We start from the raw sequence: 13,346 nt of genomic DNA, 5'->3' as shown, positions 1-13,346 counted from the left end.
GCGCGCAAAAGCGCAAAGGACGCAATCATACTTGCAGAAAATGAAAGTGAAGGAAGATCATCGCTGGCGGAAGCAGTCGAGCATGGCCCGGATCGCGCGCCGCTTCGCCGCGTCGCGCCGATAGGCGAAATGGAACTGGACGTCGATGGGCGTGTGCCGTGTCTTGATTTCGACCACATTCCCCTCGCCTGCGCTCTTCACCAGATGCGACGGCAAAAGCGCGCAGCCGACACCCGCCAGCACCGAGGCCAGGATGGCTTCGAGCGTGCTGCCGCGGGCGACAACCTGGAGCGGATATTCGCGCTCGAATGGCTTGAAAATGTCCGTCCGGTAGTCGCGCGCGATATAGGGCACACGCGGCTGCGTCTGGCCTTGCGGCCGCTGGTCGATATCGATAGCAAGATCGAAATAGGGTGAATGTCGGGCGATGTAGAGCTGGTGCGTCTCCACGAAAGCCGGTTCGTAGACCAACTGCCCCAGCCCTTCGGGTTGTGCCGTGATACCGACATCCAGCTTGCTATCGCGCACATACATGTCGATGATCGAAACCGTGTGCATGCTGACGCTGACCTGCATATCGGGGAACAGGCGATGCATCCTTGCAAGCGCCGCCACTATTCCCGCGTTCGGATTGGTGGTCACGCTGTCGATCGTGCCGAGCATCAGGGTGCCGCCGAGGGACTGGCGCGTGTTCTCCACGGTTTCCTCGAATGACTGGAGCGAAGAGCGCAGGCCGACCGCCGCCTGATAGACGTCTTCTCCCTGCGGCGTGAGCGAAAAGCCGGACCGCCCGCGCCGGCATAATTCCAGGCCGAGCCGCGTTTCGAACGACGTCAGGTCGCGGCTGATGCTGGAAAGGCTCACGCCAAGGCGATAGGCAGCGGACGACAGCCCGCCATGCTCGACAACGGCGAGGAAAGTACGCAGATGGCGCAGGTCGTAGCTGGATGTCAGGAAACGGGCCATTTGAATTCTCACTTGCGTAAAACAGCAAGTAAACTATCCATGTTGTCCCTTTCTCCGCAATATCCGACCGGTTAGGCTTCAGGCGGCACGCTTGCGGGGCTTCAAGAGCAGCACATTTGTACAAGGATCAGATCGTCAATGGCCGGCTTCACGATAGACACCCAGCGCATGCTCGCGGACCTGGATACGCTGCGCAGCATCGGCGCGGTGAAGACCGGCGTCGTGCGCCCGGCCTATTCCGAGGCCGACCGGCTGGCGCGGATATGGCTGGCGAAGCGCATGGAGGAGGCGGGGCTGGACGTTTTCGTCGATGCCGTCGGCAACGTCTTCGGCCTGCCGCCCGGAGACGAAAGATGCATTCTCGTCGGCTCCCATTCCGATACCCAGCCCGAAGGCGGCTGGCTGGATGGCGCCTACGGCGTCATAGTCGGCCTCGAGATCGCCCGTGCATGCCTCGAACAGGGCGGGCCTGCGGTTGCCTGCGTATCTTTCCAGGATGAGGAAGGCCGTTTTTCAACGCTTACCGGAAGCCGGTACTGGGCGGGCCTGATGTCGCTGGAAGAGGTCGACGAATGCAGCGACGACACGGGGTTGCGTGTCGGGCAGGCGCGTCTGGAGCGCGAGGGGCTGCCTGCGGCGCGCGACGTTCCCCCAAGCCGGTTCTCGGCGTTCCTGGAAATCCATATCGAACAGGGGCCGGTGCTCGATACAGCCGGTGAACGCATCGGCGTCGTGGAAAACATCGTCGGCATCCGCACCGAGAAGATGCGTTTCCTCGGGGAACAGAACCATGCGGGCACGACGCCGATGCATCTGCGCCGCGACGCGTTCCAGGGCCTGAACCGGTTCGTTTCCACGGTGAACGAGCGGCTTGCCGGCGTGGCCACCGCCGCGACCGTATGGACGGTCGGGCAGGTCGATCTTCATCCCAACGCCAATTCGATCGTTCCCGGCCGGGTGGATTTCACGATCCAGTGGCGCGACGCCGATGATGCGCGGCTCGACCGGATGCAGGAGATCATTCACGCCGCTGCGCGCAAGACCGCCAGCGCCCTTGGTCTGGAATGGCAGCGCTGCGGCTGCGATCTGATTGCGCCGACACAGGCGGATGCGACATTGGTGGAGGCGCTGGCAAAAGCCGCCGAACGCCTGGCCCCCGGTCTCTGGCGCCGTATGCCGTCGGGCGCCCTTCACGATGCGGCCAATGTATCGAACGTCCTGCCCATGGCCATGCTCTTCGTGCCCTCCAAGGGCGGCATCAGCCACAACTTTCTGGAAGACACGGACAGGGCGGACCTGGCGCTGGGCGCTGAAGCGCTCGCCGCAAGTATCGCAAGCCTTGGATAGAAAAGGACTTTCCTTCCGACACCACTTGGCTTCCTGAGCGGCGCCGTCGGCAAGGAATTTCAGGTCTTTCAGCGCCGAAAATCTCGTGGGCGGACCGGACGGATCCCCCTGAGCCATATCGTTATTCACCTCGCTGACGGCAAAGTTCTGAGCCTCAGGGGAAAGCGGCCGGCGGTTGCGGCAGGCTCGGCGGGCGGCTATCGTGCCGCACAAACCCAAAACAGGAGACACGCCGACACATGATCAAGCGCATCAGCCTCGTTCGCCGCAGGGACGGCATGAGCCGGGAAGAGTTCTTCGCCCACTGGACGGGGCCGCATGCCGAGATCGTCAGGGACCTGCCGGGCGTCCTCGGCCTGCGCTTCGGCAAGGTGCAGGACTGGATGCCGGAGGCGGCGGCCTGGGACGGTGTCGGGGAAGTCTGGTTCGCAAGCGTCGAGGCCGCGCAGCGCGCCTTCGCGAGCGAACCCCATGCCGCCCGCCTTGCCGAAGACCGCAAGAAATTCCTCGGCGAAGCGCAGTCCTGCTTCGTCGAGGAGCATACCGTGGTGGCCCCGCCCGAGGGGCGGTAGCCGCCGCTAGGGCATGAAGAACTGCTTCGGCAGCAGGTAGGGATAGTTCGTCGTGGGGTCGATCTCGATCTTCATGATCGGCGCCATCCATTCGCCCCAGCGCCTGTCGACGGGGTCCTTGGCGAGCTTCGCCTTCGTCGCCTCCAGGTCGTCCGTCTCGAAATAGCCGAACAGCGTCAGCCCGTGGCGGAAGATGTTGTAGTTCCTGATGCCCGCGGCGCGCAGGGCCTCGATCATCTCCGGCCAGATCTCGTCGTGCCGCTTCCTGTATTCCTCCTCGTAGCCGGGGCGAACCTCCAGCACCCATGCATAACCCGCCATGTCAGGCCTCCCTCTGCCAGTTGCGGAAACAATCGCGCATCGCGATGGTTTCGGTCAGCACGTCCTCGTTGCGCGTGTTCATGTAATCCTGGTGCACATATTCGATGGCGAGCGCGCCGCCATAGCCGGCATCCCGCAGCGTTCCGAACATCGCGGGGAAATTCAGCGTGCCCTCGGCGAGCTTCGCCTGCAGCACGCCCATGCGCGCCTGTCGCAGGTGCACATGCACGGCGTGCGGCGCGAGGGGGTCGATCTCCTCCTGCCGGTAGCCGAGACAGGCGAAATGCGCGTAGTCGAGGGCAAGGCCGACGCCCGTCTCGTCCACCAGCCGGCGAACGAGCGCCGGGCTTTCGGCAAGGCTGTGCACATGCGGCTCGATGCAGAGCCTGGCATCGTATCCCTTTGCCAGCGCCTGCATCGCCTTGAGGCTCTGGATGCTGACGTCTGCCGCCGCCTCGCGGCTCTGGCCGGGATTGACGACACCCGGCAGGATGAAGACCGTCTCGATCCCGGCCTTGTCGGCGAAGGCGAGGACGCGTTCCAGATCCTTCAGGTTCGCCTCCAGCGTGCCGGGCAGCGCGAGATTGCGGCCTTCGAGGCCTTCGCCGAACAGGTGGTAGTAGTTCGCGACCGGCAGGCCGAGGCCCTTGAGGCGCGCCACGACGCTGTCGGGCTCGTGAAGGATGGCGCGCTTGTCGAGCGCGGAGCGATAGAAGAGGCCGACATCGATCGACGGAAGGCCGATGGCCCGCGCGATGCCGGCGACCTCTTCGAGCGTGCAGGCCGGAAAGGACCATGAGGTGACGGAGAGCCGCATGTCAGCCTCCCACCGTTTCGGCCCGGCCGGAGGCCGCGGAGCGATACATGGCGTCGAGCGCCTCCGTTACCCGCGCGCCGACCTCGGCATCGGCCGGGTTCTCCACGGCGCGGCCGGCGCAAAGCTCGGCGAAGCGCTGGACCGGCAGGGCGCCGTCATAATCCGCCTCGCCCGGCGCGAAGGCGGCGCTGTCCTCGTCTCCGTCGAAACGGGAGATTTCGAGCCGGCCCCGGCCGCTCTCGCTGGCAAAGAAGATCATGCCCTCGGTGCCATAGATGCGGATATCGAAATGCAGGCCGCGCTGCTTGGGGACCGTCGAGGCGCCCGAGAGGGAAACGGTCGCGCCCTCCGTCGTGCGGCCGACCGCCGCGTCGTAGTAGTCGACGCCCGCAGGCGACTTGCCGTCGAGGCAGTAGAGGCTCGCAAAGCGGATGTCGGCGACATGCACCAGCCAGCCGAGCGCATGGGACAGTTGCCCCCAGCCGTAGCCGCCCGCCCGCGCCGGATCGGCCCAGGTGGAGGCGGGCGGGCGGATGGCGTGGTCCTTCGTCTCGGCCATCGGGGCACCGGCGAAGAGGTCGTCCAGCGCCGAGCCCATCTGGCAGACGGCATGGCGCACGCTGCCGATGCGGCCCTGCCGCACGGCCTGCGCGGCCTTCTGCGTGAAGCGGGTGAAGCTCATGGCGGTCGGCACCATCACCTCGCGCCCGGCCCTTGCGGCGGCTTGCGCGATCGCCCGCCCGTCGGCCGCCGTCGTGGCCATCGGCTTCTCCACGAGGACATGGGCGCCGGCCGCAAGGCCCGCCAGCGTCGGCGCGGTGTGCGCGACGTGCGGCGTGGAGACGATCAGGCCGTCGAGCCGCTCGGCGGCCAGCATGGCGCCGAGATCGGTGTAGCGCCCGGCAATGGCGAACTGCGCGCCGACGCTCTCCACCCTTTCGCCATCGAGATCGCAGATGGCGACGAGGTCCGCGTCGGGATGCGCATTGAGGGCGGGGATGTGATTGATGGTGGCCCACCAGCCGATGCCGACGATTCCGATCCGCCCTGCCATCATTCTTCCTCCGCTTTGATGCCTTGCTTGATGGTCGATCGATAGACGTTGCGCATATGCGCCTCCGCCGCCCGCGCTGCGGCCTCCGGGTCGTGCGCCTTCAGCGCGTCGAGGAGCGCCCTGTGGTCGCGCAGCGACTGCTCGAGCACACCGGGCGTTTCCGAGGCGCGCTTGCGGAATTCGAGGCCGAGCACGTTGAGGCTCTCGCCGATGCGCTTGAGGACGGCATTGCCGGCGGCGATCCAGATCAGCTCGTGGAAGGCGAAGTCGGCGTTGCGGAAGGCGATGGGGTCGCTCACCGTGTCCTGCTGCTTTGCAAGGCTCTCCTCCAGCTTCGCCAGCGCCTCCGCGGTGATGCTGACGGCCGCGCGGCGCGCGACGTCGGCCTCGATCAGCATGCGCACGTCGTAGAGTTCGGCGATGTTGGTCTGGTCGAGCGAGAGATAGAACTGGATGGGACCGAGCAGCGAATCCGGGCTGAGATCGCTGATATAGGCGCCCCCGCCCTGCCGGGTGCGCACCACGCCGAGCACGGTCAGGCCGCGCATCGCCTCGCGCACCGAGGGGCGCGACACGTTGAGCGTCACCGCGAGGTCCCGCTCGGGCGGCAGCGCGTCCCCCGGCTTCAGGACGCCGGCCTTCACCATGTCGAGCACCCGCCGCACGACGAGTTCCGCCACCGATTCCCTGACGATCGGGGCTTCGAAATCCTTGGCCGAGAGTGGCGATTTCATGTGCTTGCCTCCGATTTTGCCTGTCTGCCGAGGCTTATCCTGATTCGGGGAACGATCACCGAGGCGATCAGCAGGATGCCGATCACGCCGGTCTGGATGTGGCCGGTGATGTTGGCGAGCGCCATGCCGTTCCTCAGGTTCAGCACGATGAGGATGGCAAGGCCCGTGCCGACCAGCGTGCCCGCGCCGCCGAAGATCGACACGCCGCCGAGCAGGACGATGGTGATGATGTCGAGCTCGAAGCCGAAGGCGACGTCGCCACGCACGGCGCCGACCCGGGCGGCGTAGAGCAGGCCGGCGAAGGCCGAGATAACGCCGGAGCCGATGAAGAGGATCATCTTGTGGCGCGCCGTGTCGATGCCGGCGAATTCGGCGACCTCGCGGTTCGAGCCGATGACATAGGTCTTGCGTCCGAAGCCGGAATGCTCGAGCACGATGTAGAGCAGCACGAACAGCACCGCGAAGGAGACGAGCGCGAAGGGCAGCGGACCGATCAGCCCCTGCTGGCCGAGCGCGTTGAACCAGGCGGGAAACGCATTAATGCCGCGATCCTCGACGAGGACACGGGCAAGGCCGCGGAAGCCGATGAGCGTGGCCAGCGTGACGACCAGCGAGGGCAGGCCGAGCGCGGTGACGAACCAGCCGTTGACCGCCCCGCCGACGACGCCGATCGCCAGGCAGATCGCGATGGCGAGGCCCGCATCGACGCCCTGTTGCACCATCCAGCCGAAGGCGCAGGCCGAAAGCCCCATCATCGAGCCGACCGAAAGGTCGATCTCGGCATTGATGATGATGAAGGTCATCATCAGCGCGACGATGACTTTCTCGATCGATAGCTGGAACAGGTTGACCTGGTTGCCGACCGTCAGGAACTGCGGCGAGGTGCTGGCGCTGACCGCGACGATCACCATGAGCACGAGGAGGAGGAAGCCTTCCCAGCTTCGCAGGCGCTTCATCATGCCGAGGCTTCCTTCTTCTCGAGCGCGATCCTGTGGGCGCGCGCCGCCCTGAGGCTTGCCAGGCGACGGTTGAAGATCGTGTCGGTCGCGACCGAGACCAGGATCAGCGCGCCGAGAACGGCCTCGCGCCAGAACTCGGAGACCATCTGCCAGCGCACCAGGCTCGTCTCGATGAGGTCGACGAGGATGGTGCCGAGGAAGGCGCCGATGACCGTGCCCGAACCGCCGAAGATGTTGACGCCGCCGACGACGGCGGAGGCGACGGATTTCAGCTCGAAGCCGAGGCCGGCGACCACGGTGATGTTGCCGAAGCGGGCAAGGAACATGAAGCCGGCAAGCCCGGCCATGACGCCTGACAGCACGAAGGCCGTGAAGACGACGCGCTGCGCGTTTATGCCGGCCATGTGGGCGGCTTCCGGGTTGGAGCCGACGGCGAAGAGCTGGCGGGCCGGCCGGAAGCGACTGAGGGCAAGATGGACGAGCACGACGAGGGCGAGCGCCGCGCAGAAGCCGGCGCGGAACTGGAAATCGCCGATCGAGAAGAGCTGCATGTTGGGGAAATCGGTCAGCCATTGCGGAAGCTGCTCGGTGGCGATCGACTTGGCGCCGGAATATTCGACGAGGAGCGACCGGTAGATCGCCATCGTCGCGAGCGTGACGATGATCGACGGCACGCGGGCATAGGCGACGAGCAGGCCGTTGACGACGCCGAAGGCGCCGCCGACGAGCGCGGCATAGAGAACGAGCAGGACCGGATGGAGATCCGGCAGGCCGGCGATCAGGCTGCCGGTGGCGAAGGCGGAAAAGCCGATCACCGCGCCGACCGAAAGGTCGATGTTGCGGGTGAGGATCACCAGGGTCTGCCCGGTCGCCACCAGCGCCATCACCGCGACCGAAGAGGAGATGCGGTTGAAGAGCCGGCCGTTCAGGTAGTTCTCGATCTGGCTGGAAAAGAAGGCGACGAGCAGCGCGATGACGCCGACAAGGACGAGAAGGCGCAGCGCCTGCGGGCTGACGCGGTGGAGAAGGCCCTGCATCACGCCGCCTCCCTCTGGCCGGTGGCAAGAGCCATGATTTTCTCCTGATTGGCCTCGGCATGGTCGAGAATGGCCATCTGCCGGCCCTCCCGCATGACGAGGATGCGGTCGCCCATGGCCAGCACTTCCGGCAGGTCGGACGAGATGACGAGCGCCGCGCCCCCTTCGGCGACGAAGGAGCGGATCAGATCGTGGACCTCCGCCTTCGCCCCGACGTCGATGCCGCGGGTCGGCTCGTCGACGATCAGCAGGTCCGGCTTCATGTTAAGCCACTTGGCGAGCATGACCTTCTGCTGGTTGCCGCCCGACAGCACGCCGACGGCGATCTCCGTGTCGGGGGCGCGGATGTTCAGCCGCTTGCGAAACGCATTCGCCGTCTCCCGCTCCCGGCCCCTGTCGATGAGGCCGAGCGGCGAGAGATACTGCGAGAGGGTGGCCAGCGTCATGTTCCAGCGGATCGGCAGCGCCATGGCGAGGCCGAGCTTGCGGCGGTCCTCGGAGACATAGGCGATGCCCGCCTCGATGGCATCGCGCGGCGAGCCGACGACGAGCGGCCGGCCCTTGTAGCGGATGGCTCCCTCGGTGGCCTTGAGCACGCCGAACAGGGCAAGGGCGACATCGGTGCGGCGGGCGCCGATGAGCCCGGCCATGCAGAGGATCTCGCCGCGGTGGAGATCGAAGCGGATGCCGTCGAACACGCCCGAAACGCCGAGGTCCTGCGCCGAAAGGAGGACTTCCTCGCGCGCCGTCGAGGGCATCTTGGCGAAATAGTTGCCGACCTCGCGCCCGACCATCTCGGAAACGAGCGTCTTCGGATCGGTCTGCCCGATCGGCTTGGTGGAGATGTGCCGCCCGTCCCGGATGACGCTGACGCGGTCGGCGAGCTCGAAGACCTCCTCGAGGCGGTGGGAGATGTAGACCACCGACACGCCCTCGCCCGCAAGGCTGCGGGCGATGCGGCGCAGCTCGCTGGCCTCGTGGGCGGAAAGCGAGGCGGTCGGCTCGTCCATGATGAGGACGCGCACGTCCTGGCTGAGGGCGCGCGCGATCTCGACGGCCTGCTGCTCGGCAAGCGTCAGCCCGGAGGCGATGCGGTCCACGTCGAGCGACATGCCGATGCGGGCGATCAGCGCCTCGGCCTTGCGGCGCATGGCGGCGCGGTTGAGGAACAGGCCCTGGCCGGTCGAGGAGATGAAGATGTTCTCGGTCACGTCGAGATCCGGGAACACCATAGGTTCCTGGTAGATCGCCGCGACGCCGAGCTGGCGGCCGGCCCTGGAGCCGGACAGGGTCACCGGCCTGCCGTCGATCTCCACCCCGCCTTTGTCGGGCTGGTAGATGCCGGTCATGATCTTGATCATGGTCGACTTGCCCGCGCCGTTCTCGCCGACGATGGCGTGCACCTCGCCGGGATAAAGGTCCAGCGACATGTCGATGAGGGCCGCGGTCATTCCGAAGGTCTTGGAGACCGCGCGAAGGGCAAGGGCGGGGCTTTGCGTCATGCTGGGATCCGATCGGGCTGTAGACGGCGGCCGGAAAGCTCCGGCCGCCGTGCGGGCATCACTTGGCCGCCGCTTCCACATTGTCCTTGTTGTAGACGGTGAACGGCCCCATCAGGATGCGCTTGGCGCCCGGACGGCCGGCATCGGCCTCGATCGTGTAGTCGCCCATGCGGCCGGCGGTGAAGGTCTCGCCGATCTCGCCCTTGAGCTGGCCGGTGGCAAGGCCGTAGGCGGTGTAGTAGGTGAGGTAGCCGAGGTCGCGGAAGTCCCACAGGGCGAATTCCGGCGCGCAGCCGTTCTTGGTATAGGACACCATTTCCGACGGCAGGCCGAGGCCCGACACCTTGATCTTGTCGCAAAGCCCCTCGTCCTGCATGGCCTTGGCAGCGGCCTGGATGCCGACCGTGGTGGGCGACATGATCAGCTTGAGGTCGGGATGCTTGTCGACCAGCGCCAGCGCGCGGTTGTAGCTGACCTCCGACTGGTCGTCGCCGTAGACAACGTCGACGAGCTTGATGTCGGCGTATTTCGGATCCTTGGCGAGCGTCTCCTTCATGGAGGCGATCCAGGCGTTCTGGTTCGCCGCGTCGGGGCTTGCCGACAGCACGGCCATCTCGCCCTTGCCGCCGAGGATCGAATGCGCCATGTCGGCGAGCACGCCGCCGATGGAGCCGAAGTCGACCTGCGCGACGGATACGTCCTCGCCCTCGCCGGACGGGATCGGGCTGTCCCAGGTGACGATCTTCGTGCCCTTGGCCTGCGCGGCCTTGGCGGCCGGCACGATCTGGTCGCCGGCATTGTTGGAGAGCATGACAGCGCTTTCGCCCTGCGTGCCGGCGGTCGTCACCATCTCGATCTGGCCGGCGACGGAGTTTTCCGGCGTCGGACCCTGGAACAGCAGCTTGCCCTTGTTATCCAGCTCCTTGTGCGCTTCCTCGGCGCCCTCGTTGGCCTGGTCGAACACAAGGATGCCGAGGAACTTCGGCAGCAGCACCATATTGGTGGTCTTGCCGGCCTCGAGCTTGATCGCCTCGGCATAGGCGAGGCTCGTGCCGCACAGCATGAGCGCGGCGGCCGCACCCAAAAGGCTTTTCATTTTCATGGCTTCCTCCCAGTTTTAAACCGCGATCCCATATCGGGGTTTGAAATTCTGCTCCGGCCTACCGGCCGACCGGCCTGCGGGGTCCCTCGCCGCGCAGCGCCCGCGCGACGTCCTCCGCCACCAGCCCCTGCAGGCGATCGATCGCCGCGTCGGAATACCAGGCCGCATGCGGCGTCAGCAGCACGTTCGGCGCGGTGCGAAGCGGGCTGTCGGCCGGCAGCGGTTCCACGTTGAAGACATCGAGCGCGGCGCCGCCGATGGTGCCCGCCCTGAGCGCTTCGGCCAGATCGTCCTCCACGATCAGTTGCCCGCGCGCCGAGTTGACGATGATGGCATGCGGCTGCATGGCCGCGAGATTGGCGGCATTGAAGAAACCCGTCGTTTCCCGTGTGGCGGGCGCATGGAGGCAGAGCACGTCCGCCTCGCCCAGCAAGGTGGCGGTGTCGACCCGCCGGACGCCGAGGGCGGCGGCATCGGCCTCCGAAAGCATCGGGTCCGAGGCGATGAAGCGGAAGCCGAGGCCGGCAAGCCGCTGCTGGACCGCGCGGCCGATCTGGCCAAGGCCGAAGAAACCGAACACCGTGTCCGCGAAGGGCTTCATCGGCCGCGCCGTCTGCGCCGCCGCCCACGTGCCGGACCGCACCGAGGCATCAAGGGCGGGCAGCTTGCGCAGGAGCGCGAGCGCGGCGCTGACGGTGTGCTCGGCCACCTCGTCGGCGCAGTAATCGGGCACGTAGCCGACGCGCAGGCCATGGTCGCTGGCCGCGCCGAGGTCGATATTGTCGTAGCCGACGCCGTAGCGGATCACCGTTCCGCCCGGCTTGAGCGCGGCGGCGGCAGCGGGGCCGAACGGGGCGAACTGCACGAGCGCCACGTCGGCGCCGGCGACGGCGGCGGCGACGTCCTCGGCCGTGCGGCACTGGAAGGCCGCGAAGTCCGCCCCTGCCCGCCTTGCCGCGGCCTCTTCCCTGTCGAGCTTCGGGAAGGTGTAGTCCGTGACGACGACGCGGGCGTTCATGGCGCGCTCTCCAGATAGTCGTGAATGATCTCGCCGGCCACGAGCGTGAAATCGGCCCGCCAGTAGAAGCCGCGCAGCGGCTCGACGACCGGCAGGCGGTAGACGGGAAGCTGGGCGTTGGCACGCAGCTCCACCGTGCAGGGCCCTTCCCAGGCCTCGTGCACCGTGACCTCGGCAAGCCGGCGCGAGGTGAGCTGGCGGATCGCCGGCCGGCCGTCGATATGGTTGACGGCCTTCAGGTTGAGGTTGGTGGCGAAATCGAAATAGGGCTTGAGGGCGGCGGCCTCGACCGGCTTTTGCTTGTAGGGCAGCGTCGCGGTCAGGACGTCGATGCCGTTGCGTTCGACGCGGCCGACGATGAGGTCGCCGCGCATCTCTATGGAGGGCATGCCCAGCTTCTTCGGCTGGCCGTGCACCTCGCGGCCATGGGCGACGCCGATATCCGAGGACAGGACCAGATAGGGCGAATAGGCGCCTGAGGCCTTGCCCGGCAGCTCGGCGCCGAACATCACGTTCGCCTCGGAATAGGGACCGAGCCAGTCGGTGTCGTTCATCTTGTAGATGTGCACGCAGGCGACGTCGCCGGTGGGCTGCAGCGGCGGCGGCAACAGGAAGGCCAGGGCCTCGGGATCGGTGCGCCAGTAGAGCGTCATTACTTCCACGTTGCGGAAGCGGAACGGGAAGGGCGGGATCATCGGCGCATCCCACGGCGTGGAGAAATCGCCCTTGCGGATGTCGTCCTCGCTCGGGCGCGTCACGCCGTATCGTGTCTCGTTCGTCATGCCGCAAGCCCCCTCACCACGTCTTCCCTCACCTCGATGCCCAGCCCCGGCGCCGACAGCGGGCGCATCCAGCCGTCCGCGTGCCAGATCTTCTCGGCCACCAGCTCGTCCTGCACGACGACCGGGAACGGCTTGAGCTCGAAGATCTCCACATTGGGCGAGGCGAAGGACAGGTGCAGGCTGGCCGCGGTGGTGATCGCCGTCGACCAGGCATGCGCGTTGACCTTCTTGCCGTAGCGGCTTGCCAGCGCATCGACCTTCGCAAAGCCGGTGATGCCCTCGACCCGCGCGGGATCGACGCCATAGATGTCGATAGCGCCGATGAATTCCATCTGGCGGCGATAGCCGGCCTCGGTGAACTCGCGCTCGCCGGAGGCGATGCGGATCGCGGTGCCCTGCCGCAGGCGGCGGTAGCCGTCGTCGTCGGTCGGATAGAGCGGCTCCTCGTACCAGTCGACGCCGAGCTCCTGCAGCCGGTTGCCGACCGAGATCGCGGTCTCGACGTCCCAGCGCACGCCGTTGCCGATATCGATGAGGATGCCGGCATCCGGCCCGAGGGTGGCGCGCAACGCGCGGACGAAGCCGACGTCGCGGTCGGGATCGCCGCCGATGTCGCTCTCGCCCTTCTTGGCGAAGCCGAGCTTGGTGGAGCGGAAGCCGGCGGCGAAGAAGCCCTCGACCTCCGCCACGCAGGCCGCCTCGCCCTTCTTGTTGACATGGGCGGAGGCGTTGGCAGGAAGCCGCTCGTGCCGGCAGCCGCCGAGAAGCTCATGGACGGGCTTGCCCGCGATCTTGCCGGCGATGTCCCACAGCGCCATGTCGATGCCGGCGATCGCCAGCGAGGCGATGCCGCCCTCGCCATACCACCAGCAGTGCCGGCGCATCTTCTGCCAGCAGGCCGCCGTATCGACCGCCTCGCCTTTCAGGAGCGGATAAAGACCCTCGCTGACGATGAGGGCGACGGCCCGGCAGGCCTCCGGCCACATGGCGATGCTCTCGCCCCAGCCGACGATGCCGTCCGTGGTCTCGACGCGCACGAGAACCGTGCGGCGCACCGTGCCGAAATCGTTCGGATCCGGATAGGCGATCGCGATCGGCTCGATCAGCGCTATTGCAGTCATTCTCCACCCCGTCG

At 66.8% G+C, this 13,346-nt stretch carries 14 protein-coding genes; 2 read left to right on the top strand and 12 right to left on the bottom strand.

Annotated features, from left to right (window positions below; translation table 11 throughout):
• Positions 1-57: 57 nt before the first annotated feature.
• Positions 58-966 carry a LysR family transcriptional regulator gene (locus ACZ1A1_RS04180; protein ID WP_463618899.1) on the bottom strand — a complete coding sequence of 303 codons (909 nt, stop codon included), beginning with the start codon at positions 964-966 and terminating at the stop codon, positions 58-60.
• A 138-nt stretch (positions 967-1,104) separates the two neighbouring features.
• On the opposite strand from ACZ1A1_RS04180, the gene ACZ1A1_RS04175 reads away from it, so the two are divergent.
• Both ACZ1A1_RS04175 and ACZ1A1_RS04170 read left to right on the top strand, forming a co-directional pair.
• Positions 1,105-2,313: a hydantoinase/carbamoylase family amidase gene (locus tag ACZ1A1_RS04175; protein ID WP_463618898.1), complete on the top strand. Its 1,209-nt coding sequence runs from the start codon at positions 1,105-1,107 to the stop codon at positions 2,311-2,313.
• A 239-nt stretch (positions 2,314-2,552) separates the two neighbouring features.
• Positions 2,553-2,885: an EthD domain-containing protein gene (locus ACZ1A1_RS04170; RefSeq protein WP_463618897.1), complete on the top strand. Its 333-nt coding sequence runs from the start codon at positions 2,553-2,555 to the stop codon at positions 2,883-2,885.
• Positions 2,886-2,891: 6 nt separating this feature from the next.
• Here the strand turns inward: ACZ1A1_RS04170 and ACZ1A1_RS04165 are convergent, their stop codons facing one another.
• The 11 genes from ACZ1A1_RS04165 to ACZ1A1_RS04115 are packed head-to-tail and all read right to left on the bottom strand — an operon-like array spanning position 2,892 to position 13,332.
• A complete protein-coding gene (locus ACZ1A1_RS04165; RefSeq protein ID WP_463618896.1) occupies positions 2,892-3,206 on the bottom strand; it encodes an L-rhamnose mutarotase in 315 nt (104 codons plus the stop codon).
• A 1-nt stretch (position 3,207) separates the two neighbouring features.
• Positions 3,208-4,023 carry a sugar phosphate isomerase/epimerase family protein gene (locus ACZ1A1_RS04160; RefSeq protein WP_463618895.1) on the bottom strand — a complete coding sequence of 272 codons (816 nt, stop codon included), beginning with the start codon at positions 4,021-4,023 and terminating at the stop codon, positions 3,208-3,210.
• 1 nt (position 4,024) lies between these two features.
• Entirely contained in the window at positions 4,025-5,080 is a 1,056-nt protein-coding gene (locus tag ACZ1A1_RS04155) for a Gfo/Idh/MocA family protein (protein WP_463618894.1), read from the bottom strand.
• On the bottom strand, positions 5,077-5,811 hold the full coding sequence (locus tag ACZ1A1_RS04150) for a FadR/GntR family transcriptional regulator (RefSeq protein WP_463618893.1): 735 nt from the start codon (positions 5,809-5,811) through the stop codon (positions 5,077-5,079). The genes ACZ1A1_RS04155 and ACZ1A1_RS04150 overlap by 4 nt, the downstream gene beginning before the upstream one ends.
• Positions 5,808-6,770 (bottom strand): ABC transporter permease, encoded by a 963-nt coding sequence (locus ACZ1A1_RS04145; RefSeq protein ID WP_463618892.1) that lies wholly within the window; start codon positions 6,768-6,770, stop codon positions 5,808-5,810. Before ACZ1A1_RS04145 ends, ACZ1A1_RS04150 begins: the two co-directional genes overlap by 4 nt.
• Complete coding sequence (locus tag ACZ1A1_RS04140) at positions 6,767-7,807, bottom strand: ABC transporter permease (RefSeq protein WP_463618891.1); 1,041 nt, start codon at positions 7,805-7,807, stop codon at positions 6,767-6,769. Before ACZ1A1_RS04140 ends, ACZ1A1_RS04145 begins: the two co-directional genes overlap by 4 nt.
• On the bottom strand, positions 7,807-9,309 hold the full coding sequence (locus ACZ1A1_RS04135; RefSeq protein WP_463618890.1) for a sugar ABC transporter ATP-binding protein: 1,503 nt from the start codon (positions 9,307-9,309) through the stop codon (positions 7,807-7,809). The genes ACZ1A1_RS04140 and ACZ1A1_RS04135 overlap by 1 nt, the downstream gene beginning before the upstream one ends.
• Before the next feature lie 58 nt (positions 9,310-9,367).
• Positions 9,368-10,411: a rhamnose ABC transporter substrate-binding protein gene (locus ACZ1A1_RS04130; protein WP_463618889.1), complete on the bottom strand. Its 1,044-nt coding sequence runs from the start codon at positions 10,409-10,411 to the stop codon at positions 9,368-9,370.
• Positions 10,412-10,469: 58 nt separating this feature from the next.
• Positions 10,470-11,429, bottom strand: coding sequence for a C-terminal binding protein (locus ACZ1A1_RS04125; RefSeq protein WP_463618888.1), 960 nt, complete (start codon positions 11,427-11,429; stop codon positions 10,470-10,472).
• A complete protein-coding gene (locus tag ACZ1A1_RS04120; protein ID WP_463618887.1) occupies positions 11,426-12,211 on the bottom strand; it encodes an acetoacetate decarboxylase family protein in 786 nt (261 codons plus the stop codon). Before ACZ1A1_RS04120 ends, ACZ1A1_RS04125 begins: the two co-directional genes overlap by 4 nt.
• Positions 12,208-13,332 (bottom strand): mandelate racemase/muconate lactonizing enzyme family protein, encoded by a 1,125-nt coding sequence (locus ACZ1A1_RS04115; protein ID WP_463618886.1) that lies wholly within the window; start codon positions 13,330-13,332, stop codon positions 12,208-12,210. Before ACZ1A1_RS04115 ends, ACZ1A1_RS04120 begins: the two co-directional genes overlap by 4 nt.
• Between the last annotated feature and the right edge of the window lie 14 nt (positions 13,333-13,346).

Source organism: Shinella sp. R2-11 (genome assembly GCF_055330205.1).
The sequence above is the reverse complement of the archived record's forward strand: the minus strand, read 5'-3'. Positions and strand labels throughout refer to the sequence as shown.